The 22,038-nt window shown below is 69.1% G+C and carries 18 protein-coding genes and 1 pseudogene; 9 read left to right on the top strand and 10 right to left on the bottom strand.

Going from position 1 to position 22,038, the window contains the following annotated elements:
* Positions 1 to 174 precede the first annotated feature (174 nt).
* Together V2S05_RS11560 and V2S05_RS11565 are read right to left on the bottom strand one after the other, a co-directional pair.
* Positions 175 to 1,131 (bottom strand): hypothetical protein, encoded by a 957-nt coding sequence (locus V2S05_RS11560; protein WP_413635494.1) that lies wholly within the window; start codon positions 1,129 to 1,131, stop codon positions 175 to 177.
* A gap of 1 nt (position 1,132) precedes the next feature.
* The gene (locus tag V2S05_RS11565) at positions 1,133 to 1,468 is read right to left on the bottom strand and encodes a PadR family transcriptional regulator (RefSeq protein WP_413635496.1); all 336 of its coding nucleotides are present in this window, start codon (positions 1,466 to 1,468) and stop codon (positions 1,133 to 1,135) included.
* A 228-nt stretch (positions 1,469 to 1,696) separates the two neighbouring features.
* Between V2S05_RS11565 and V2S05_RS11570 the strand changes: the two genes are divergently transcribed.
* Positions 1,697 to 2,677 (top strand): o-succinylbenzoate synthase, encoded by a 981-nt coding sequence (locus V2S05_RS11570; RefSeq protein WP_413635498.1) that lies wholly within the window; start codon positions 1,697 to 1,699, stop codon positions 2,675 to 2,677.
* A gap of 61 nt (positions 2,678 to 2,738) precedes the next feature.
* On the opposite strand, the gene V2S05_RS11575 is transcribed toward V2S05_RS11570, so the two are convergent.
* Complete coding sequence (locus tag V2S05_RS11575) at positions 2,739 to 3,350, bottom strand: TetR/AcrR family transcriptional regulator (protein ID WP_413635500.1); 612 nt, start codon at positions 3,348 to 3,350, stop codon at positions 2,739 to 2,741.
* A gap of 104 nt (positions 3,351 to 3,454) precedes the next feature.
* Between V2S05_RS11575 and V2S05_RS11580 the strand changes: the two genes are divergently transcribed.
* Together V2S05_RS11580 and V2S05_RS11585 are read left to right on the top strand one after the other, a co-directional pair.
* The gene (locus V2S05_RS11580) at positions 3,455 to 6,274 is read left to right on the top strand and encodes an efflux RND transporter permease subunit (protein WP_413635502.1); all 2,820 of its coding nucleotides are present in this window, start codon (positions 3,455 to 3,457) and stop codon (positions 6,272 to 6,274) included.
* The gene (locus tag V2S05_RS11585) at positions 6,271 to 8,325 is read left to right on the top strand and encodes a YhgE/Pip domain-containing protein (protein ID WP_413635504.1); all 2,055 of its coding nucleotides are present in this window, start codon (positions 6,271 to 6,273) and stop codon (positions 8,323 to 8,325) included. The genes V2S05_RS11580 and V2S05_RS11585 overlap by 4 nt, the downstream gene beginning before the upstream one ends.
* Before the next feature lie 416 nt (positions 8,326 to 8,741).
* Here the strand turns inward: V2S05_RS11585 and ccsB are convergent, their stop codons facing one another.
* The 5 genes from ccsB to V2S05_RS11610 form a co-directional block, all read right to left on the bottom strand.
* Complete coding sequence (gene ccsB / locus V2S05_RS11590) at positions 8,742 to 9,737, bottom strand: c-type cytochrome biogenesis protein CcsB (protein WP_413635505.1); 996 nt, start codon at positions 9,735 to 9,737, stop codon at positions 8,742 to 8,744.
* 3 nt (positions 9,738 to 9,740) lie between these two features.
* Positions 9,741 to 11,483 (bottom strand): cytochrome c biogenesis protein ResB, encoded by a 1,743-nt coding sequence (locus V2S05_RS11595; RefSeq protein WP_413635506.1) that lies wholly within the window; start codon positions 11,481 to 11,483, stop codon positions 9,741 to 9,743.
* Positions 11,464 to 12,225 (bottom strand): cytochrome c biogenesis CcdA family protein, encoded by a 762-nt coding sequence (locus V2S05_RS11600; RefSeq protein ID WP_413635508.1) that lies wholly within the window; start codon positions 12,223 to 12,225, stop codon positions 11,464 to 11,466. The genes V2S05_RS11595 and V2S05_RS11600 overlap by 20 nt, the downstream gene beginning before the upstream one ends.
* A complete protein-coding gene (locus V2S05_RS11605; protein ID WP_413635509.1) occupies positions 12,222 to 12,842 on the bottom strand; it encodes a TlpA family protein disulfide reductase in 621 nt (206 codons plus the stop codon). The genes V2S05_RS11600 and V2S05_RS11605 overlap by 4 nt, the downstream gene beginning before the upstream one ends.
* A 129-nt stretch (positions 12,843 to 12,971) precedes the next feature.
* A complete protein-coding gene (locus V2S05_RS11610; RefSeq protein ID WP_413635511.1) occupies positions 12,972 to 13,613 on the bottom strand; it encodes a histidine phosphatase family protein in 642 nt (213 codons plus the stop codon).
* A gap of 200 nt (positions 13,614 to 13,813) precedes the next feature.
* On the opposite strand from V2S05_RS11610, the gene aspS reads away from it, so the two are divergent.
* From aspS to V2S05_RS11640, 6 genes and pseudogenes are all read left to right on the top strand, one after another.
* Complete coding sequence (gene aspS / locus V2S05_RS11615; protein WP_271638540.1) at positions 13,814 to 15,589, top strand: aspartate--tRNA ligase; 1,776 nt, start codon at positions 13,814 to 13,816, stop codon at positions 15,587 to 15,589.
* 213 nt (positions 15,590 to 15,802) lie between these two features.
* On the top strand, positions 15,803 to 16,945 hold the full coding sequence (locus V2S05_RS11620) for an ABC transporter substrate-binding protein (protein WP_413635513.1): 1,143 nt from the start codon (positions 15,803 to 15,805) through the stop codon (positions 16,943 to 16,945).
* Positions 16,924 to 17,868: an ABC transporter permease gene (locus V2S05_RS11625; protein WP_413635515.1), complete on the top strand. Its 945-nt coding sequence runs from the start codon at positions 16,924 to 16,926 to the stop codon at positions 17,866 to 17,868. Before V2S05_RS11620 ends, V2S05_RS11625 begins: the two co-directional genes overlap by 22 nt.
* The gene (locus tag V2S05_RS11630; protein ID WP_413635516.1) at positions 17,865 to 18,659 is read left to right on the top strand and encodes an ABC transporter permease; all 795 of its coding nucleotides are present in this window, start codon (positions 17,865 to 17,867) and stop codon (positions 18,657 to 18,659) included. Before V2S05_RS11625 ends, V2S05_RS11630 begins: the two co-directional genes overlap by 4 nt.
* The gene (locus tag V2S05_RS11635) at positions 18,656 to 19,747 is read left to right on the top strand and encodes an ABC transporter ATP-binding protein (RefSeq protein WP_413635518.1); all 1,092 of its coding nucleotides are present in this window, start codon (positions 18,656 to 18,658) and stop codon (positions 19,745 to 19,747) included. The genes V2S05_RS11630 and V2S05_RS11635 overlap by 4 nt, the downstream gene beginning before the upstream one ends.
* A 51-nt stretch (positions 19,748 to 19,798) precedes the next feature.
* Positions 19,799 to 20,310, top strand: a pseudogene (locus tag V2S05_RS11640) (N-acetyltransferase family protein).
* A 21-nt stretch (positions 20,311 to 20,331) separates the two neighbouring features.
* Here the strand turns inward: V2S05_RS11640 and V2S05_RS11645 are convergent.
* Together V2S05_RS11645 and V2S05_RS11650 are read right to left on the bottom strand one after the other, a co-directional pair.
* On the bottom strand, positions 20,332 to 21,156 hold the full coding sequence (locus V2S05_RS11645) for a carbohydrate ABC transporter permease (protein WP_413635519.1): 825 nt from the start codon (positions 21,154 to 21,156) through the stop codon (positions 20,332 to 20,334).
* Positions 21,153 to 22,037, bottom strand: coding sequence for a carbohydrate ABC transporter permease (locus V2S05_RS11650; RefSeq protein WP_271638546.1), 885 nt, complete (start codon positions 22,035 to 22,037; stop codon positions 21,153 to 21,155). The genes V2S05_RS11645 and V2S05_RS11650 overlap by 4 nt, the downstream gene beginning before the upstream one ends.
* Position 22,038: the final 1 nt, after the last annotated feature.

Genomic DNA, 22,038 nt, shown 5'->3' on the forward strand with positions numbered 1-22,038 from the left:
CCGACTTCTGCGCCGAGACCCCCACTTCGCATCGAGACCCCCACCTCGGAACGTCCGCAGGTGGGGGTCTCGGCGTTATCTGGGGGTCTCAGCGCTCGGCGGTGGGCGCCGGCCGTCGGTGGCCGCCGGCAGAGCTCGCCGGTCAGTGCCCGCCGGCGGGAGGGCGGCCGAGCATCAGCGGGCCAGGCGGGCGCGCGCGGCCTTGCGCCAGCCGTCGATCATGTCGCCGACGGTGATGCCCACGATGCCGATGCCGGTGAGCACGGCGAGGACGATCACGGCGTCATCGCCCACCCCGTTGCTCAGGAACACCTCGTCGACGAAGCGCGGGTTGTACAGCATCCCGTTCATCAGCGCGGTCAGGCCGAGCACCATGACGACTGCCGCCAGGGCGGCATTGATCCACGCGAACGTCATCGTCCAGTGCCCGCGAGCGAAGACCGCGACCGAGAGCACGGCCTCGGCGACGAGCAGCGCCAGCAGCGCGCCGATGCCCCACGGCCACAGCCCTGGGTTCAGGATCGACAGCGGCTCATCGGCGGAGGCCGTCCAGCCGCGCAGCTGATCCCATACGAGCACCCCGGCGAACAGCGCGAGCATGATCAGCGAGGCGATCAGATCGGCGTGCCCGGCGCCGCTCTGCGCATCTTCGGGCAGCTGATCGACGCTCCACCTGACGCCGGTGTCGGCCCCCGTCCGCTCGAGGATGAAGAAGACCAGCGTCGTCCAGAACGAGACGTGCACGATCACCGACAGAGCGACGACGATGGCCTCGCCGATGATCTCGCCGATGCCCGCGCCGGCCAGCGCTTGCGCGATCGCGACCCCGCCGAATGCGCAGGCCGGCACGATGGCGAGCAGGATCTTCAGCAGCCGCCACCAGGTCAGGTAGTACTTCGGCCCGATCAGGTGCAGCGGCCGATCGGCGTATCCCGCGGCGAGCGCCGCGGGATCGCCCAGTTCGGTGAGCACGGCGTGCTCGGCATGCTCGAAGGTCTCGCCGTTCTCGGTGCGGGCGTCGACGGCATCCGCGATCGAGGCGCGCAGCTCGTCGCCGACCTCCTTCTGCAGCCCGGCTGGGAGGCTCCGCACGGTGGCGGCGATGTACCGGTCGGTCAGTGTGGCGGTCATGTCAGTTCTCCTCGTCACGGAGCGCGGCGGTCGCGGCGGCGATGGCCGCGACCTCCTGAGTCAGTGTGGTCGCGAGGCGGACGCCCGCCTCGGAGGTGCGGTAGAACTTGCGGGGCCTCGCCTCGTCTGTGTTCCACTCGCTGTCGAGATAGCCCTGCTTCTCGAGTCGGCGCAGCAGCGGGTAGAGCGTGTTGGCATCGGTGGGGAAGCCGGCGGATGCCAGCTGCTCCAGCAGACCGTACCCGTAACCCGGGGTGCGCAGCAGCTGCAGGCTGGCGAGCACGATGGTGCCTCGCCGCAGCTCCTGCAGATGGACGTCGAACTCACTGTCGCTCATGCGAGTCACTATATTGTGCGACGCACACCATTGTCAACGACACATTGATGCGCTCGACGCCGCCGTAGTCTGGGGCGATGAGCCCACCGGTGCAGATCCGCCGCGTCGAGCACATGCTCGCCGTCAACACCCGCCTCGGCTTCCGACCCACCGGGCGCCTCGGCGAGCTGCAGAAGAAGGTCGGCTGACCTCGCGCGCCGAGGCCGGATGCGCGGGCATGATGGACGCATGACGCCGCCCCTCGCCGACCTGCTCGCGACCGCCCGCGTGGTCGCCCTGCCGATGAACACGCGCTTCCGCGGCGTCGACGTGCGCGAGGCGATGCTGTTCGAGGGGCCGCAGGGCTGGGCGGAGTTCTCGCCTTTCGTCGAGTACGCCGACGCCGAGGCGGCCACATGGCTCGCTGCGGCGATCGACTTCGCCTGGCACGAGCAGCCCGCGGCGCTGCGCGAGCGCATCCCCGTCAACGCCACCGTTCCGGCCGTCGACCCGGCGCAGGTGGCGGAGGTTCTCGCGCGATTCGACGGATGCCGCACCGCCAAGGTCAAGGTGGCCGAGCGCGGCCAGGTGCTGGCCGACGACATCGCCCGCGTGCGCGCCGTTCGCGCACAGATGGGGCCGGAAGGGCGGATCCGCGTCGACGCGAACGCCGGCTGGAACGTCGACGAGGCCGAGCACGCCATCCACGCCCTCGCCGAGTTCGATCTGGAATACGCCGAGCAGCCCTGCGCGTCGGTCGACGAGCTCGCGGAGCTGCGCCGCCGGGTGAAGCACATGGGCATCCCGATCGCCGCCGACGAGAGCATCCGCAAGGCCGATGATCCGCTGGCAGTCGCCCGCGCCGGCGCCGCGGACCTCGTCGTCATCAAGGCGCAGCCGCTCGGCGGCATCCGGCGAGCGCTCGACATCGTCGCGCAGGCGGGGCTGCCAGCGGTCGTCTCGAGCGCGCTCGACACCGCAGTGGGGCTGTCGCAGGGGGCGGCGCTCGCCGCATCCCTCCCCTCTCTCGAGTTCGACTGCGGACTGGGCACCGCCTCGCTCTTCACCGACGACGTCGCCGACGCCCGCCCGGTGGGCGGGTCTGTGTCGGCGGCGCGGGTGAGTCCGGATGCCGGTGCGCTGGCGCGCCTGGAGGCACCGGCCGAGCGGCGCGACTGGTGGCTGGCGCGTCTCGAGCGCTGCCACGCGCTGCTGGATGCCCGAGCCTGAGGCCATCGACCAGAACCGGCGGCCAGAGTACGCGAAAAGGGCCGGAGCGTAGGGCCGGCGTCTAGCGCCGGATCAGCTCGACCATTCGTCCGAGAGCCTCGCTGCCCGTACGCCGCAGTCGGTCGGAGTCGTCGCCGTTCATGGCGGAGCGCACGCTCATGCCCTCCCACACGATCATCAGCAGCCGGGCAGCCTCCTCAGCATCGATGCGCAGGGCGATCTGCCCCGAGTCGACGATCTCCTGGATGATCGCGACGATGCTCTGCATCATCTCGTTCTCCTGCGCGAGATAGGCCGCGCCGAACGACGGGTCGCGCAGTGCGCGGATGCGGATCTCGCTCATCATCATCACGCCGACCCGGTCGTCGGCGCCGGAATCCATGATCTGCTGCACGAGGTCGGCCGGGTCGCAGTCGTCGATGGCGTTCTGGCCGACGAGGGCCGAGACCCGCTCGCGGACGGCCTGCAGGCGCGCTTCGCCGACCGATGCGGCGAGCTCGAGGAACAGGGCGTCCTTCGACTCGAAGTTCGAGTAGAACGCGCCGCGGGTGAATCCGGCCCGCTCGCAGACGGCTTCGACAGTGGCGCCCTCCAGACCCACTTCGGCGAACACCTGCGCAGCCGCCTCGAGCAGGCGCGCGCGGGTGTTCTCACGGCTGCGCGTCGTCGACATCGGCTCCTCCTTCACATCGGGTGCACAGCATCCGGCACCCCGATGCCCTTACGATACATCTACGTATTCAATACATCTGTGTATCGAGATTCCGCGGAGGCCGCGTGTCCACCCTTCTCTCCTCGCTCGGCCGCTGGTCGTTCCGCCACCCCTGGCGCGTGCTCGTCGCCTGGCTGATCGTGCTCGGCGTCGCCGGCGGCGGCGCCCTGGGGCTCGGCGCGGGAACCGACAACACCTTCTCTATCCCCGGCACCGAGTCGCAGGCCGGACTCGAGCAGCTGCAGCGCACCTTCCCCCAGGTGAGCGGCACGAACGCCCAGTTCATCGTCGTCGCCGCCGACGGCGATGACGTGACCGATGCCGCGTACCGCGACCGCATAGAGGACACGGTGAGTGAGCTCGAGCGCATCGACGGCGTGCTCGCGGTGACCTCGCCCTACGACGAGAACATCTCGGGCATGGTCAACACCGAGAAGACCGCGGCAATCGTGCGCCTGCAGTTCGACGGGCAGTCCACCGACGTGCCCGACAGCGTGAAGGACGACCTGCAGCAGCAGGTCGACGATCTGGCCGCGGCGCTGCCCGACGGGTCGCAGACGGCTCTCGGCGGCGACCTGTTCGCGTCGTCGATCCCCACCGTGACGATCACCGAGGCGATCGGTCTGCTCATCGCGCTGCTCGTGCTGATCGTCACCTTCCGCTCGTTCGTCGTCGCCGGCCTGCCGCTGCTGACGGCCGTGCTCGGCGTCGGCATCTCGATGGCCGGCATCTTCGCGGCGACCGCATTCGCGACGGTCTCGTCGACCACCCCCCTGCTCGCCCTCATGCTCGGTCTCGCGGTCGGCATCGACTACGCGCTGTTCATCGTCGCGCGCCATCAGGACCAGGTGCGCGAAGGCATGGCGCCCGAGGAGTCGGCGGCGCGCGCGGTCGGCACGGCCGGCTCCGCCGTCGTGTTCGCGGGCGTCACGGTTCTGATCGCCCTGATCGGGCTCGGCTTCGCGGGCATCCCGTTCCTGACGACCATGGGCATCGCCGCCTCTGTCGCCGTTGCGATCGCCGTCGCGATCTCGGTCACCCTCACCCCCGCGATGCTCGGCTTCCTGAAGAGTCGGGTCGCCGGGCGCCCGCGTCGCGCGCGCCAGAAGACGGATGCCGCGCCTCGGCGCCCGTTCTCGCGCCGCTGGGTCGACACCATCACGAAGCGCCCGATCCTCGTCGCCACTGCAGTCATCGTCGGCCTCGGCATCGTGGCGATCCCGGCCCTCAGCCTCAATCTCGCCCTTCCCAACGCGGGCGTGCTGCCCAAGGGTTCCGAGGCGCGGGTCAGCTACGACCTCACCGCCGAGGAGTTCGGCCCCGGCTTCAACGGCCCGCTGATCCTCACCGGCACGATCGTCACCTCGACCGACCCGCTGAACCTCATGCAGGATCTCGGCGACGAGGTCGAGAAGCTCCCGGGTGTGCGCGAGGTCGCACTCGCGACGCCGAACGAGACGGCCGACACCGGCATCGTGCAGATCATCCCGAAGACGGCGCCAGACGACCCGGCGACCAGCGACCTCGTGCGCGAGCTGCGCTCGCACCACGACGAATGGCTCGACGAGTACGGGATCGATCTGAAGGTCACCGGGTTTACCGCCGTCGCGATCGACATCTCCGACCAGCTCGGTGCGGCGCTGCTGCCGTTCGGCGTGTTCGTGATCGGCCTCTCGCTGATCCTGCTCGCGATCGTGTTCCGCTCGATCTGGGTGCCGGTCACCGCCGCGATCGGATACCTGCTCTCGATCGTCGCCGCGTTCGGCGTCGTCGCCGCGGTCTTCGAATGGGGCTGGTTCGCCGATGCCCTGCATGTCGCCCGCACCGGTCCGATCATCAGCTTCATGCCGATCGTGCTGATGGGTGTGCTGTTCGGTCTGGCGATGGACTATCAGGTGTTCCTCGTCTCGCGGATGCGGGAGGACTTCGTCCACTCCGGCGCCCTTCGCCAGGTTCAGGGGCCCCGGGCCGCTGCCGTCGAGGCCGTGCGCTCCGGGTTCGCCGGCACCGCCCGCGTGGTCACCGCCGCGGCGCTGATCATGTTCGCCGTCTTCGTCGCGTTCGTGCCCGAAGGCGACTCGTCGCTCAAGCCGATCGCCCTGGGGCTCGCCGCGGGCATCGCGATCGACGCGTTCCTCGTGCGGATGACGCTGATCCCCGCGGTGATGGCGATTCTCGGCGACCGCGCATGGAGCATCCCGCGATGGATGCAGCGCATCCTGCCGCACGTCGACATCGAGGGCGAGGCGGTCGAACGTGAGCGTGCGCTCGACGCGTGGCCTGGTGACGGCAGCATCGTCGCAGCCGATGAACTCGACGTCGACGACGCCGGTATCCAGGGCGCGCGCCTGCGACTCGCACCGGGCGGTTCGCTCGTCGTCACCGGAGCGACGCCCCGCGCCCTGCGCACCCTGGCCCTCGTGCTCGGCGGGCGGGTGAAGCCGGATGCCGGAAGGCTGCGCGTCACCGGGCATCTGCTGCCCGGCCGCTCGGCCTGGGTGCGCGCGCACGTCGGCGTGGCCCTGCTCGACGAGCCGGACACCGGCGCCCAGCTCAGCGAAGCGCTGCGCGGGCGCACCGGACTGGTGATCCTCGACGGTGTCGAGCGCATCCCCGCATCCGATCGCGACCAGCTCGTCGCGCGGCTTCGAGACGCAGGCGACGACCTCGCGGTCGTCTTCACCACGCCCGACCCGGATGCCGCGCAGCGCCTGCTCGTGGATGCCGGCCGGGCCCAGGCATCCGTCACCGACCTCCCCTCTTCGGCCGACACCCCGTCCTCTCGCCCAGACCCCGCCCTTTCGACGTCGACAGCACGGGGTGTCGACGACAGCACGGGGTCTCGACGAACAGATCTCTCCGACTCGACCGAGGTGAACGCATGACCCTCCCCATCGAACGCGCACGCTCGCGGCGGCCGATCACCTGGCTGACCGTGATCGGTGTACTGCTGCTGCCCGCGATGATCGGCGGGATCCTCGTCGCGGCACTGCACAACCCGACCGACCGCCTCGAGGAGATGACGGCCGCGGTCGTCAACCTCGACAAGCCGGTCACTATCGACGGGCAGTACACCCCGCTCGGCCGCCAGCTCGCCGCCGGCCTCGTTGAGGGCTCTGACGAGCTCGATTCGAACCTGACCTGGGTCATCTCGAACGAGGACGACGCGGCCGAGGGCATGGCCGACGGCCGCTACCAGGCGGTCGTGACGATCCCGAAGTCGTTCTCGAAGGACGCGACCTCGGCGGGAGCGGCTCTGCAGGAGGGCGACGGAGCCGCTGATCAGGCCGAACAGGCCGAGATCAGCGTCACGACACCGCCGGACGGACGCGTGGCCGACGGGCTGATCAGCCAGCAGATCGCCTCGGTCGCCGCATCGACCCTGGGCACCATGCTGAGCGAGGCGACGGTCGGCAACGTGCTGATCGGCTTCAAGACCATCGGCGACCAGATCGGCGATGCCGCCGACGGCGCCGACCAGCTCGCGGACGGTGCACGTTCTGCGGCGGACGGGGCGGCGGAGATCCCCGGTGGCGCGGCCCAGCTGGCCGACGGGGCGAACAAGCTCGCCGACGGTGCGGGTGAGCTGGCCGGCGGCCTGAACACGATCGCAGGCAAGGCCCGCGAAGCGGGCTCCGGCGCGACGCAGCTCGGACAGGGACTGATCTCGGGAGCAGCGGCGCTCGAGAATAATGGGCTGGTGCCGAGTCAGCTGGTGGATGCCGCGAACGGGGCCAAGCAGGCCACCGCCGGGGTCAAGCAAGCGGCGGACGGCGCCGCGGAGGCGACCGCCGGCGTGCAGACCGGCGTCAGCGGACTCTCCCAGCAGCTCGCCGGCCTCGCCGCGCAGTGCGACCGCACCGCGAGCCCCGGCTTCTGCGGCGACTTGGACCGCGCCGTGGCACTCGCTGGCGGCCTGATCGAGCCTGCAGGACTGGCCGCGCAAGCCGCCGGCGCCGCGTCGCAGTACGCGGAGCCTGCAGCGCAGGCAGCCGCAGGGACTGCAGACGGGCTTACGCAGCTCAGCGCTGAAGCCCCCAAGCAGATCGCCGGGCAGCTGCGCACGGCCGGCACGGCGGCATCGCAGCTCGGCGGCGGACTGGGCCAGCTCGCCGACGGCGTGAGCCAGTCGGCGACCGGAGCATCAGGCCTCGCCTCCGGCGCCTCGCAGCTGGGAGACGGCATCTCCGCGCTCGGTGACGGTGCGGGTGAGCTCTCGAACGGGCTCGACGAACTGGCATCCGGCACCGGCGATCTCGCCGAGGGTCTGCGCACCGCCTCGACCTCGCTGCCGTCGTTCGACGACGAGCAGTCGACCTCGCTCGCGTCGGTGATCGCCGATCCGGTCACTTCGAGCTCCGACTCGAACGACTTCTTCGGACCCGCGACGATCCCGCTGCTGTCGGCTGTCGTGCTGTGGTTCGGGGCACTGGCGACGTTCATCGCGCTGCGGGCGGTTCCCGGCAGCGCCCTCACCTCACGACGCTCGTCGGCGGGCATGGTGCTGCGCGGCTTCTGGCCCGCCGCTGCGATCGGCGCGGCCCAGGGCCTGGTGCTCGCACTGGTCGTGCAGCTCGTCGTCGAATACGACGCGGCGACATGGTGGGGCTTCGCCGGTTTCGCGATCAGCGCCGGCATCGCGTTCGCGGCGATCAACCAGGCGCTCGTCGCCGTGCTCGGCGGCATCGGACGCTGGATCAGCACCCTGGTCGGTGTGCTGGCGTTCGCGACGAGCCTGATCTCGACGGTGCCCGACTGGCTCGCCGGTCTCGGAGCAGCGATGCCGACGACGCCGGCGCTGAGCGGTCTGATCGAGCCGAGCGGAGCCGCCTTCGCGGGGCTGGTCGTCTGGGCCGTGCTGTCTCTCGTGGCCGCGACCGTGGCCGTGGCCACACGACGTACGACCTCTGCCAAGGCGGTGCTGGCCGCGGCATAGCATCCGGATGCCCGTGGGCTGACTCGCCGGGTAGGCGAACACGCCGGGGTAGGCGATCCTCGCGATATCCGCCTCCCTCCGCGTGTTCGCCTACCTCCGCGTGTGCCAAGCCGAGCTGGGCCGCGGGCAGGCGCACCGAGAACAGGCTCGTTCACCACGACAGGCCCGGTTCCCGGCATCCGTCCTGTTCTCGCGAACCAGCCTGCTTCTGAGAACAGAACTCATCCGACGCAGGCGAATACGCCGGGGCAGGCGATCCTCACGGATATCCGCCTCCCTCCGCGTGTTCGCCTACCTCCACGCGGGCGAGGCACACCGAGAACAGGCTCGTTCACCACGACAGGCCCGTTCCCGGGCATCCGTCCTGCTCTCGCGAACCGGCCTGTTCTCAGGAAGCGGGGAACCAGAACGGTGGCTCAGCTCAGGCCGGAGTACGCGTGCAGTCCCTTGAAGAAGACGTTCACGATGGCGAAGTTGAAGATCACGGCGGTGAAGCCGGTGATCGACAGCCATGCAGACGGGTTGCCGCGCCAGCCGCGCGTCGCACGGGCGTGGATGTACCCGGCGTACAGCACCCAGATGATGAAGGTCCAGGTCTCCTTCACGTCGAAGCCCCAGTAGCGGCCCCAGGCGTCCTGCGCCCAGATCGAGCCGGCGATTAGGGTGAAGGTCCAGAAGATGAAGCCGACGACGGTGAAGTGGTAGGCCATGTTCTCGAGGCGCACCGTGTTCGGCAGCGTGCGCAGGAACCCCGGGCCGGGCTTCTCGATGCCTTCAGCCAGGCGACGCTCGCGCCGCGACTGCATCAGCTGCATGACCGACAGCGCGAACGCCAGGGCGAACAGCGCGGTCGACAGCGACGCCACGAAGACGTGGATCACGAGCCACACCGACTTCAGCGGGTCGACGAGCGGGGTCACGGCGACGTAGAAGTTCGCCGCGGCGGCCCCGAGCAGCACCACGACGAGGCCGGAGATGAACGTGCCCAGGTAGCGCAGATCGATGCGGGTGAGCACCACCAGGTACACGGCCATGATCAGCAGCGTGCCGACCATCGCGAACTCGTACAGGTTCGCCCACGGCACGCGGCCGGCGGCGAAGCCGCGGGTCAGCGTCGAGGTGAGATGGAACAGCCACCCCAGGATGGCCAGCGCCGTGCCGATGCGGGCGAAGATATACCGCGGCTTGCCGCTCCCGCGCTTCCCCCGCTTGCCTGCAGCGGCTCCGGATGCCGGTGAGCCGGCGCCACGGGCATCCGCTCCCCCGGCCGCGACCAGCACCGGCGCCTCGACCTCGGCGGTCGTCGCCGAGGAGCGTCGGGCGAGGTCGAACGCGTAGGCGATGAACGAGCCGGCGTAGACGGCGATGGCCGTCCACAGCGTGAGGATCGAGATCGAATCGAGGTCGGGCATGGGTCATGCTCCCTTCGCGGGGGTCGAGCCCTTCGGCGCGGCCGCTTCGAGAAGCCGCTCGTGTCCGCGGACGAGGTCGTCCACGGCGGCGGCGAGGGTCGGATCGTCGCCGCGCGCGAGGGCGGCGTACTCGAGGTGGATGCCGTCGTCAGCGGCGGTGGCCTTCACCCACATGCGCCGGCGCGGCACGAAGAGGGCGAGCCCCAGACCGCCGAGGGCAAGCAGCGCGAACGCCAGCACCCACGGGGCGGAGGCGTCGTGGTGGATCTGCAGCGAGACGTAGCGCTTGACCGACTGCAGGGTGTCGTTCGCGCCCTCCGGCGACACGTTCTCGAACGTGACCGTGCCGAGCCCGTCGGGCAGGTCGGCCGTCTCGCCGGGCTGCAGCTCGATCGACTTCGTATCGGTGGTGCGCCCGTTGAGCTTCTCGAGACCGTCGGTGTCGAGTTCGAACACCGACACCGGCTTGCCGCCGTCGACGCCCAGGTCTCCCCGGTACACGTCCAGCGTCAGCAGCGGCAGGTTCAGCGCACCGTGCACCGACGTGTACGCACCGCTCTTCATCTTCAGCGGCGTCGGATAGAGGAAGCCGATCATGCCGAGCTGCTCGGGCATGCCGTCGGTGATCTTGACCACGCCGAGCGAGGTCATCGCGCTGTCCTGCGGCAGGAACTCCACCGGCCCGCTGAACACCTTCTCGCCCTCGGCGTTGCGCACCGTGATGGTCGGCGCGTAGCCGTTGCCGAGCAGGTAGATGCTGTCGCCGCCGACGTGCAGCGGGTGGTTGACCCGCACGGTTCCCTTGCTCGTCGAGCCGTCGACGTTTCGCACCGAGAGGTTGGCGGCGAAGTTGCCCGCCTGGCCGGCGCCGGGTGTGCCGAAGTCCTCGTAGGTGACGTCGAACGAGTCGAGGGTCAGCGCGTAGGGCTGGAAGGAGTCGTCGGCGACGAAACGCCCTCGGTTGATCGAGTTGTAGTCGATCAGGGTGTTGACGTAGCTGGCGCCCTCGATGACTACGCGCTGGCCGGTGTACGCGAAGCCGCCGCCGATGCCCACCGTGACGAGCACGCCGACGAGGGCGATGTGGAAGAGCAGGTTACCTGTCTCGCGCCAGTAGCCGCGCTCGGCCGACACAGACCAGGTGCGACCCCGGTCGTAGCGGGCGACGCGATAGCCCAGCGATTTCAGCTGCTTCTCGGCGACGTCGATCGCGGCGGCCGCGTCGCCTTCCCCCTGGGGAGGCTCAGGAGCCCAGACTGCGGCTCGGTGGTGCTCGAGTCGGCCGAGCCGCGCCGGGGTGCGTGGCGGCAGCGCGCGCAGCGCCTTGGCGTGGTGCTTGATGCGCGGGATGATGCAGCCGATCAGAGAGATGAACAGCAGCAGGTAGATGGCCGAGAACCACGGCGACGAGTACACGTCGAACATCCGCATCGCGTCGAGCACCGGGAAGATGTCGGGGTTGTTCTGCTTGTACTGCACGACACCGTTGGGGTCGGCTGTGCGCTGCGGGAACACCGATCCGGGGATCGCGGCGATGGCGAGGATGAGCAGCAGCACCAGCGCGACGCGCATCGACGTCAGCTGACGCCAGCCCCACCGCAGCCAGCCGACGACGCCCAGCTTGGGCTGGTTGATCTCGTTGTCGTCGACGGGAGCGGAGTCGATGTGATCTGAGGGGCGCAGCGGGTCGGATGCCGCTGCCGCGCCCTCATCGATCCCTGAGCGATCAGAGGGGGAGGATGACACTGCTCATCACCGCCGTGAGTCGAGACATGATCTGGGTCCACACGCCGGTGACCATCAGCACACCGAGCACGATCAGCAGCGCACCGCCGACGATGTTGACGATGCGGATGTGCCGACGCATGAACGCGGTCGCGCTGGTCGCCCAGCCGAAGCCGAGCGCGACGAGCAGGAACGGGATGCCGAGGCCGAGCGAGTACGCGACGCCGAGCAGCCCGGCGCGCCACGGGTCGCCCAGCGTCCAGCCGACGCTGATGATGGCGCCGAGCGTCGGTCCGGTGCACGGCGCCCAGCCGATCGCGAGGGTGAAGCCGAGCAGCGGCGCGCCGATGAGGCCGGCCGTCGAGTCGACCTGCATCTTGTACTGCCGCTGCGCGAACCCGAACAAGCCGAGGAAGACCAGGCCCATCAGCACGACCACGCCGCCCAGGATGCGGGTGATGAGGTCGCCCCATTCGAGGAAGAAGACGGATGCCGCGCCGCCGATCACCGTATAGGCGACGAACACCACCGTGAAGCCGGCGATGAAGAGGAGGACGCCGAGCAGCATCCGCCGACGCTGGGAGGCGGGAGCGGTGACCTGTGACGACGGCGCCTTCACGCCTGCCGCTCCCCCGAGGAACCCGAGATAGCCCGGCACGAGCGGCAGGATGCACGGCGACAGGAACGACACGAGCCCGGCGAGCAGGGCGAGCGGGACGGCGATCCAGAGCGCGCCGGCTCCGATCACGGCATCCGGGCTCACGCCTTCTCCTCGAGGGCGTCCTTGATGAGCGTCGACAGGATCGAGGTGCCGTCGATCGGTCCGATGATGCGGGCGGCGACCCGGCCCTGCCGGTCGAGCACGAGAGTGGTCGGGGGCGCCTGGATCGGCGTCACGCGGGCGAAGGCGAGCTTGGCATCGCCCGTGGTGGCGTCCATGAGGCTCGGGTAGGTCACGCCGTAGGTCTTCGCGAACGCCTTCGCGGTGTCGGCCTGGTCGTAGATGTTCACGCCGATGAACTGCACGCCGTCGTCTTTGTGCTTCTGCCAGGTGGCCTCGAGGTCTTCTGCTTCGATGCGGCACGGGCCGCATCCGGCGTACCAGAAGTTGACGACGGCGACCTCGCCGCGGATGTCGTCACTCGAGAACTTCTCGCCGTCTTCGGTGACGCCGCCGAAGTCGACGGGCGCCTTGCGCTTGGCCGCGGGGATCGGCTCGACCCGGAAATCAGCGGTCGTGTACGCCTTCTGATCACCGTTCTTGTACGCCTCGACCATGGGGTCGGGCGCGCACGCGCTCAGACCGATGGCGAGCGTCGCGGCGAGCGCTGCGGCGCCGATGCGCCAGGCGCCGCGAAGGGAACGAGCAGGCACGGACACGCTGGGAATCGTACGCGCGGTTCCTATGCGCGCTCTGAGCCGAGCTGCCCCGGCGGCTTTCGAATCGCTTGAATGACCGCTTCTCAGCCGAGAGAGCTGACAGTCGAGCGATTCGAACGCGGATGGAGGTCAGACGGCGCCGAGATCGACGCCCTTGGCCGCCGGCTCGGCGTAGTCGACCTCGCGCCAGACGTCGCCGACCCGCTCGAACGAGGTGATGCTCGACAGCGCGCAGCGGCGGGTGCGCGGGTCGTGCTGCAGCGTGAGGCCGGCGACCGACAGGTGCGTGATCCAGATCGGCGCCTGATGCGAGATGAACACGATGTCGCCGTCGTACCCCGCGGCTGCCCGCTCGGCGGCATCCCATGACTCATCCATCGCCGCGCGCATGCGCGTCGCGATCGACGTGTACGGCTCACCCCAGCTGGGCACCGACGGCCGCCGCAGGTGGCGCCAGTTGAACGGGTTGCGCAGGGCGCGCGACATCCGCTGCCCCTCGAACACGTTCGCCGGTTCGATGATGCGGGCGTCGTGCGTCGCCTCGAGACCGAACAGCTCGGTGAACGGCTCGGCCGATTCCTGGGTGCGCTCGAGCGGCGAGCAGCGCAGTTCGCTCACCGGTCGGCCCCTGGATGCCAGATGTTCGGCCGCATCACGCGCCATCCGGCGCCCTGCCCTGCTCAGGTGGTAGTCGGGGAGGCGGCCGTACAGCACCCGCTTGGGGTTGTGCACTTCGCCATGGCGCACCAGGTGGAGTCGTCGTGCCGTCACCCGCCCACCGTATCGCGGCAGTTCCACGACATCGCACTTCGCGAGACTTCTGTTCCAGCACGACACTTCGCTCTATGCATCCGGTTTCGTGCTGGAACGGAAGTCTCGCGGTATCTGGCGCCAGCCCGGTACGAATCGGCCGTCGCGACCCGCCACGTAGACTGGGCGGGTTCGTATTTCCCCGATCAGAAGGAATCTCCGTGCTTCGCACACACACGGCAGGCTCACTCGATGCCTCGCACATCGGTCAGACCGTCACCCTCTCGGGTTGGGTCGATCGTCGCCGCGATCACGGAGGCGTCGCGTTCATCGATCTTCGCGATGCGTCGGGCATCGCGCAGGTCGTCATCCGCGACGAAGAGGTGGCCCACCCGCTGCGCTCGGAGTTCGTGCTGCAGGTGACCGGCGAGGTGTCGCGTCGCCCCGAGGGCAACGAGAACCCGAATCTGCCGACCGGTGAGATCGAGGTGATCGCGGCCGAGGTGGTCGTGCTCAACGAGTCCGCTCCCCTCCCCTTTCAGGTCTCGAGCGGCCTGGCCGAGTCCGACCCGATCGGCGAGGAGGTGCGTCTGAAGCATCGCTACCTCGACCTGCGCCGCCCGAACCCGGCCGCCGCCATGCGCCTGCGCTCCGACGTCTATAAGGCGATCCGCGACGAGCTGCACGGTCGCGACTTCGTCGAGGTCGAGACGCCGACGCTGACGCGTTCGACCCCCGAGGGCGCCCGCGACTTCCTCGTGCCGGCCCGCCTGCACCCGGGCAGCTGGTACGCACTGCCGCAGTCGCCGCAGCTGTTCAAGCAGCTGCTGATGGTCGGCGGTGTGGAGAAGTACTTCCAGATCGCGCGCTGCTACCGCGATGAGGACTTCCGCGCAGACCGTCAGCCCGAGTTCACCCAGCTCGACATCGAGATGTCGTTCGTCGAGCAGGAAGACGTCATCGAGATGATGGAGTCGCTGATCGTCGCGATGTGGAAGACCATCGACGTCGACGTGCAGACTCCGCTGCCGCGCATGACCTACGCCGACGCGATGGCCAAGTACGGCTCCGACAAGCCCGACCTGCGCTTCGGTCTCGAGCTCGTCGAGGCGACCGAGTACTTCGTGAACACGCCGTTCCGGGTCTTCCAGTCGGAGTACGTCGGAGCCGTGCTGATGCCCGGCGGCGCGTCGCAACCGCGCAAGACGCTGGATGCCTGGCAGGACTGGGCCAAGCAGCGCGGTGCCCGCGGCCTGGCGTACGTGCTCTTCAACGAGGACGGCACGCTCGGCGGCCCCGTCGCCAAGAACCTCTCCGAGACCGAACAGGCGGGCCTCGCCGAGCTCGTGGGCGCGAAGCCGGGCGACTGCGCTTTCTTCGCCGCGGGCGAGACGAAGGCCAGCCGCGCGCTGCTCGGCGCCGCACGCGTCGAGATCGGCCGCCGCCTCGAGCTGCTCGACCCGAACGTGTTCGCCTTCACCTGGGTCGTCGACGCGCCGATGTTCGAGCCCGCCGGTGACGCGGTGGCATCCGGTGATGTCGCGGTCGGCTCGGGAGCGTGGACTGCCGTGCACCACGCGTTCACCGGCCCGAAGCCGGAGTTCGCCGACACATTCGACACCGATCCGGCCTCCGCTCTCGCGTATGCGTACGACATCGTCTGCAACGGCTCCGAGCTCGGCGGCGGATCGATCCGCATCCACCGTGAAGACGTGCAGAAGCGCGTGTTCAACGTGATGGGCATCACCGAAGAGCAGGCCGACGAGAAGTTCGGCTTCCTGCTCGAGGCGTTCAAGTTCGGCGCTCCCCCGCACGGCGGCATCGCACTCGGCATGGACCGCGTCATGCAGCACCTGACGAAGACGGAGTCGATCCGCGAGGTCATCGCCTTCCCGAAGTCGGGTGGCGGCTTCGACCCGCTGACGGAGGCGCCCGCGCCGATCACGGCCGAGCAGCGCGCCGAGGCCGGCGTCGACTTCGAACCCGAAGACGCCTGACACCGAGGCCCACCTACCGTCGAGACCCTCGGCTGCTGATGTCTGCAGCCGGGGGTCTCGACGTAACCGCACGGACAGCCGACCCCTCACCGATTCGCCCTCACGACACCTCGCGTTCACCCGACTCGCGCCACCCGGTAACTCGCGCTCCGTAGCTTCCTCTCGTAACCCGACTCCCGCGCGCCAGCGCAGGAAATCCGAGAGGAAACCCTGATGACCACCCTCACCCGCCCCGCGCGTCTCGTCGCCGGCATCGCCCTCGCGGCCACGGCCGCCCTGGCACTGACCTCCTGCGCCGCCAGCAGCAGCGCAAGCGACAGCGACGCCGCCTCATCCGTTGACGCCGCGACCGCGACGTCGCTCGCCGACTTCGGCACCCTCGAAGAGCTCGAGGCGGCAGCCAAGGCCGAGGGCGCCCTGAACGTGATCGCCCTACCCCGCGACTGGGCCAACTACGGGGAGATCCTCGATCTGTTCGCCGAGCGCTACCCCGAGATCACCATCAACGAGGCCTCGCCCGATGCTTCCAGCGCCGAGGAGATCACAGCAGCCGAGACCAACAAGGGCCTGGACACCGCCCCTGACGTGTTCGACCTCGGACTCGCCGTCGCTCTGCAGAGCACCGACAGCTTCGCACCGTACAAGGTCGAGAACTTCGACGAGATCCCCGACGCACTGAAGGAGCCCACCGGTCTGTTCGTCGGCGACTACGGCGGATACATGTCGATCGGCTACGACTCGTCGAAGTACCCCGAGCCCACCTCGCTCGACGACCTCAAGGGCGCCGATTTCACGGGCGCCGTCGCGATCAACGGCGACCCGACCCAGGCCGGCTCCGCATTCGGCGCCGTCGGCCTCGCCACTGTGCAGTCCGACGGCACGCTCGACGACTACACCCCCGGCATCGAGTTCTTCGGCGAGCTGCAGAAGGCGGGCAACTTCCTCAAGGTGGATGTGACTCCCGCCACCATCACGAGCGGCGAGACCCCGGTCGTCTTCGACTGGGACTACCTCAACGCCTCCGCCGGCAAGGACAACCCCGACTGGAAGGTCGTCGTGCTCGACGGCGTCGGCTACGCCTCGTACTACAACCAGGCCGTCAACAAGGATGCCCCGCACCCGGCAGCGGCACGCCTGTGGCAGGAGTTCCTCTACAGCGACGAGGTGCAGAACCTGTGGCTCAAGGGCGGTGCCCGTCCCGCGCGCATGGAGGCCATGACCGCAGCGGGCACGATCGATGCGAAGCTCGCGGCCGCCCTGCCCGACGCCCCTGCCGAGACGGTCGTCCCGACCGAGAAGCAGTCGACGGATGCCGGCACGCTGCTCGGCGAGAAGTGGGCCGTGGCGGTTCAGTGACGCTGCTGATCGCGAGGACGGATGCCACGGCATCCGTCCCCACCACCGCCGGGTCGTCTCAGACGGCCCGGCGGTCGGGCTGGTCTTGGGCGTGGCTGGGGCTCGTCCCCTTCGGCGCCTACATGGTGCTGTTCCTGGTCGCGCCGACGATCCTCGCGATCGGATCGGGCTTCTTCGACCGCGACGGCGCCTTCACCTGGACGAACGTCACCGCACTCGTCGATCCGGTCGTCCTGAACACGTTCGCGAACTCCGCGTCGCTGTCGCTGCTGACCGCCGTCATCGGCGCCGTGGGGGGCGCTCTGATCTGTTATGCCCTGCTGGGGACGAACCCCCACGGCCCTCTGCGCCAGACGGTGGATGCCGTGGCCGGCGTTCTCGCACAGTTCGGCGGCGTCATGCTCGCGTTCGCGTTCATCGCGACGATCGGCCTGCAGGGCGTCGTCACCGTGCTGCTCAGGGACGCCTTCGGCGTCGACATCTTCGCGGACGGCGTGTGGCTCTACGACGTCCCCGGCCTCATCCTCCCCTACATCTACTTCCAGGTGCCCCTCATGGTGATCACGTTCATGCCGGCCCTCGCAGCGCTGAAGCCGCAGTGGGCCGAAGCCAACCTCACTTTGGGGGGCACCCGCCTCGGATTCTGGCTGCGCATCGGCATCCCCGTCCTCGCCCCCTCCTTCCTGGCCAGCCTGCTGCTGTTGTTCGCCAACGCGTTCTCGTCGTACGCGACCGCCGCGGCGCTCGCCAGCCAGGGTTCGCAGGTCGTCCCGCTGCAGATCCGTGCGGCGCTCACCAGCGAGACCCTGCTCGGCCGCGATAGCCTCGCCGGAGCGCTCGCGCTCGGCATGATCGTCGTCGTCGGCGTCGTGATGGGGCTGCACTCGCTCGTCCAGCGACGCGCGGCGAGGTGGCGGTCGTGAGCCGCATCGCGCCCTCTCGCGCGACGCGGTGGGTCATCGGCATCCTGACCGGCGCCTTCTTCGCGGTCCCGCTGATCGCGACGTTCCTGTACACGCTGCGCGACCGAGAGGGCGGCCTGTCGTTCACGCGATGGGCGGCACTGCTGGATCCCGCAGCGTCGGCTGCGATCAGACCGATCTGGACAGGCCTGGGCAACTCGCTCGTCCTCGCGATCGTCACCGTGGTGATCGTGCTCATGCTGCTCGCGCCGACGATGATCCTCGTGAATCTTCGCTTGCCGAAACTGAAGCCGGTGTTCGAGTTCACGTCGCTCCTGCCGATCTCGATCCCCGCGATCGTGCTCGTCGTCGGCCTCTCCCCGATCTACCTCCAGATCGGTCGCACACTCGGCACCGGCACATGGACGCTCGCTTTCGCCTACGGCATCACGGTGCTGCCGTTCGCGTACCGCGCGATCCAGGCGTCCATCGACGCGGCCGACGTGCGCACGCTCTCCGAGGCCGCCCGCTCGCTCGGCGCGAGCTGGCCCACGGTCGTCGTGAACGTGCTCGCCCCGAACCTGCGTCAAGGTCTGCTGTCGGCATCCCTCATCTCGATCGCCGTCGTGCTGGGCGAGTTCACGATCGCGTCGCTGCTGAACCGGCAGGTGTTCCAGACCGCGATGATCGTCGTCCAGAAGCAGGATGCCTACACGCCGGCGATCTTCACGCTGCTCGCACTGCTGTTCTGCTTCCTGCTGCTGCTCATCATCGGCCGCGCTGCGCGCGGCAATCGAAAGGCCGACCAATGACCATGCCGAGCCATCTCCCGGCAACCGCGGACAACCTGCTGCTCGCTGAGGCGGGCGAGGGCACGCGCGTGCAGTTCCAGGGCATCGAGAAGAGCTACGGCGCGAATCGGGTGCTGCACGGCGTCGACCTCGACATCGCGCCCGGCGAATTCGTGTCGCTGCTCGGGCCCTCGGGCTGCGGCAAGACCACCGCCCTGCGTGTGCTGGCCGGTCTGGAGCATGCGGATGCCGGCGCTGTGCTGCTGGGCGGTCAGGACGTGTCGCGTGTCCCCACCAACAAGCGCGACATCGGCATGGTGTTCCAGTCGTACTCGCTGTTCCCGCACCTCGACGTCGCCGGCAACACCGCATTCGGGCTGCGTCGGCGCGGCGTGGGCAAGGCTGCCGCCGCGCGCAGGGCGCTCGACGCCCTCGCCCTGGTCGGTCTGGGGGAGTTCGCCGACCGCTTCCCGCACCAGCTCTCCGGCGGGCAGCAGCAGCGAGTCGCGCTCGCCCGGGCTCTCGTCACCGAGCCGCGTGTGCTGCTGCTCGACGAGCCGCTCTCGGCGCTGGACGCCAAGGTGCGGGCGCAGCTGCGAGACGAGATCCGCCGCATCCAGCTGCGCGTGGGGATCACGACCGTCTTCGTGACGCACGATCAGGAGGAGGCCCTGGCCGTCTCCGACCGGATTGTGGTGATGGATGCCGGACGCATCCACCAGATCGGCACTCCGGAGGAGCTGTACCGCCGCCCCGCGACCGCGCATGTCGCGTCGTTCATCGGACTCTCGAGCGTCGTCCCGGGTGTGGCCTCAGGCGACGCCGTCACGGTGTGGGGGCGGTCGCTTCCGACGAGCACGCCTGCTGTCGGCGACGTCGACGTGCTCCTGCGTCCCGAGAACCTCCGCTTCACCGGCGAGGCGGATGCCGCGACCGCCGGCACCGTCGAGGAGACCACGTTCCTGGGCAGCATCCGTCGCACTCTTGTGCGGACCGACCGCGGCGAACTGGTGCGCGTGCAGCATGATGCGCACGCGCACCCATCGTTCGGCGAGCGGGTGTTCCTCGCTGTCGATCCGATACCCGTCGCGGTGCGCGCCGAAGCCTGACCGGGCTGCCCGCCGTGCAGGGCGAGGCGCGAATGCTGGAAGACTGGCCGGATGCTGGCATCCCTTCCCCTTCCCCATCCGGTCGACTCGCGCGTCGGGAACGCGGTGCTGCGGCGTGCGACTGGGGATGATGCCGACGGGATCATCGCGCTGCTCGCCGACGACCCCATCAGTGCGTCCCGCGGGGACGAGGCATCGGATGCCGACCGCGCGGCCTATCTGACCGCTCTCGACGAGATCCTCGCGGAGCCTCGAACGACCTGCTCGTCGTCGACCTCGACGGAGCGATCGTCGGCACACTGCAGCTCACCTCCATCCCCGGCATGGCGAGGCAGGGCGCGCGCCGCCTGCTCGTCGAGGCGGTGCGGGTGCGCAGCGACCTGCGCTCCGGCGGCATCGGCTCGGCCCTCATGCGCTGGGTGTCGGAGGACGCGGCCCCGGCGCTCGGCGCGGCGATGGTGCAGCTGACCTCGGATGCCGCCCGCACCGACGCACACCGGTTCTATGAACGCCTCGGCTACATCGGCTCGCACGTCGGCTTCAAGTACCACCTGGCGCGCTGACGTCGTCGCCTCTGAGCCGGCTCACTTCAGCGAGCCGGCGACCATCCCCTTTATGAAGCTGCGCTGCAGGAACAGGTAGGCGACCAGCACCGGCACGACCGAGAGCACGGATGCCGCCGCCGCGGCGCCCGGGTTGCTGCCCTGCGCCGCGAAGAACCCGGCGACGGCCGGGGCGATCGTGCGGGTCTCGTCGGTGCGCAGGAAGTACGTGCTCAACGCGAACTCGTTCCAGATGCCGACCCCCGCGAGGATCGCGACGGTGGCGGTGACCGGCCGCAGCATGGGGAACACGATCCGGAACAGCACCTGCAGCGGACCAGCCCCGTCGACCGTCGCCGCCTCCTCGATCGACACGGGCAGGCTGCGCATGAACGCGGTGTACAGGAACACCGCGAGGGGCAGGTTGCCGGTGACCATCAGCACGATGATGCCCCAGTGGGTGTTCAGCCCGCCGAGGTCTTTCATGAGCGTGTAGAGCGGCACGAGCACCGACAGCGGCGGGATCATGATCAGGCTGATGATGCAGGCGTAGATCAACCGGTTGCCGCGAGTGACCCGCCGCGCGAGGGGGTAGGCGGTCAGAGCCCCCAGCACGCAGACCAGCAGTGTCGATACGGCCGTCACGAGAGCGCTGTTGCCGATCGCCTGCAGGATGTTGCCCTGCTGCATCGCCGTGGCGAAGTTGGCCCAGTGGATCTCGCCGGGGAAGACCCACGGCGACGACAGATCGGTCTTGGGTTTGGATGCCGTGGTGAGCCCGAAGTAGAACGGCAGCAGCTGCAACACGGCGATGAACGCCAGGCCGATGTAGATGAGCGCCTTCGACGGAGCCGCAGCGTCTTTCACAGCTCGACCCGCTTCCGGTTCAGCAGGGAGTTCAGAACGAAGGTGACCGCTACAATCAGCACGAACAGCACCACGCCGATCGCGGCCGAGTATCCGGCCGCCTGATTCGAGAAGTACGTCTCGCCGATCAGCGTCGACACCGAGTGGGTGGACTGACCGGGGCCCCCGCCGGTGAGCACCTGCACGATGTCGAACAGCTTCAGGCCGCCGATCAGGTTCAGCACAATGCTCGTCGCGAAGGCCGGCTGCAGCAGCGGCACGGCGATGCTGCGGAAGCTCTGCCACCAGGTCGCGCCGTCGAGCTGCGCCGCCTCGTAGTACTCCGTCGGCACGCCCTGCAGACCGGCCAGGTAGATGACCATCGAGATGCCGACGAACTGCAGCGAGTTGACGATGACGATCGCGGCGATCGCGAATGAGGCATCCGACAGCCACGCGACCTGCTCCGCGCCGAACAGCGCCCGCACATCGTTCAGGGCGCCGTTGTTGTATCGGAAGATCAGGTAGTACATCGTGCCGAGCACCACGGGCGAGACCAGCACCGGCAGGTAGATGACCGCGCGCAGCAACGCTGCGCCGCGCACGACGCGATCGAGCACGACGGCGAGACCCAGACCCAGCACCTGCTGGATCACGGTGCTGCCCACTCCGTAGATCAGGGTGTTGACCAGCGCTGTGCGGAACACCTCGTCGTCGAGCAGGCGCAGGTAGTTGTCGAAGCCCACGAACGCCTTGCTGCGGCTGTATCCGTTCCAGTTCGTCAGCGACAAGCTGATGCCGCTGATCAGCGGGTAGATCGAGAACACGGCGAACAGCACGAGCGCCGGCACGTAGAACCAGTTGAGTCGGCGCGGGAAGATCCCCGTCGAACGTGAACTCACC

This window comes from Microbacterium sp. OR16 (assembly GCF_047306725.1).
Taxonomy (GTDB): domain Bacteria; phylum Actinomycetota; class Actinomycetes; order Actinomycetales; family Microbacteriaceae; genus Microbacterium.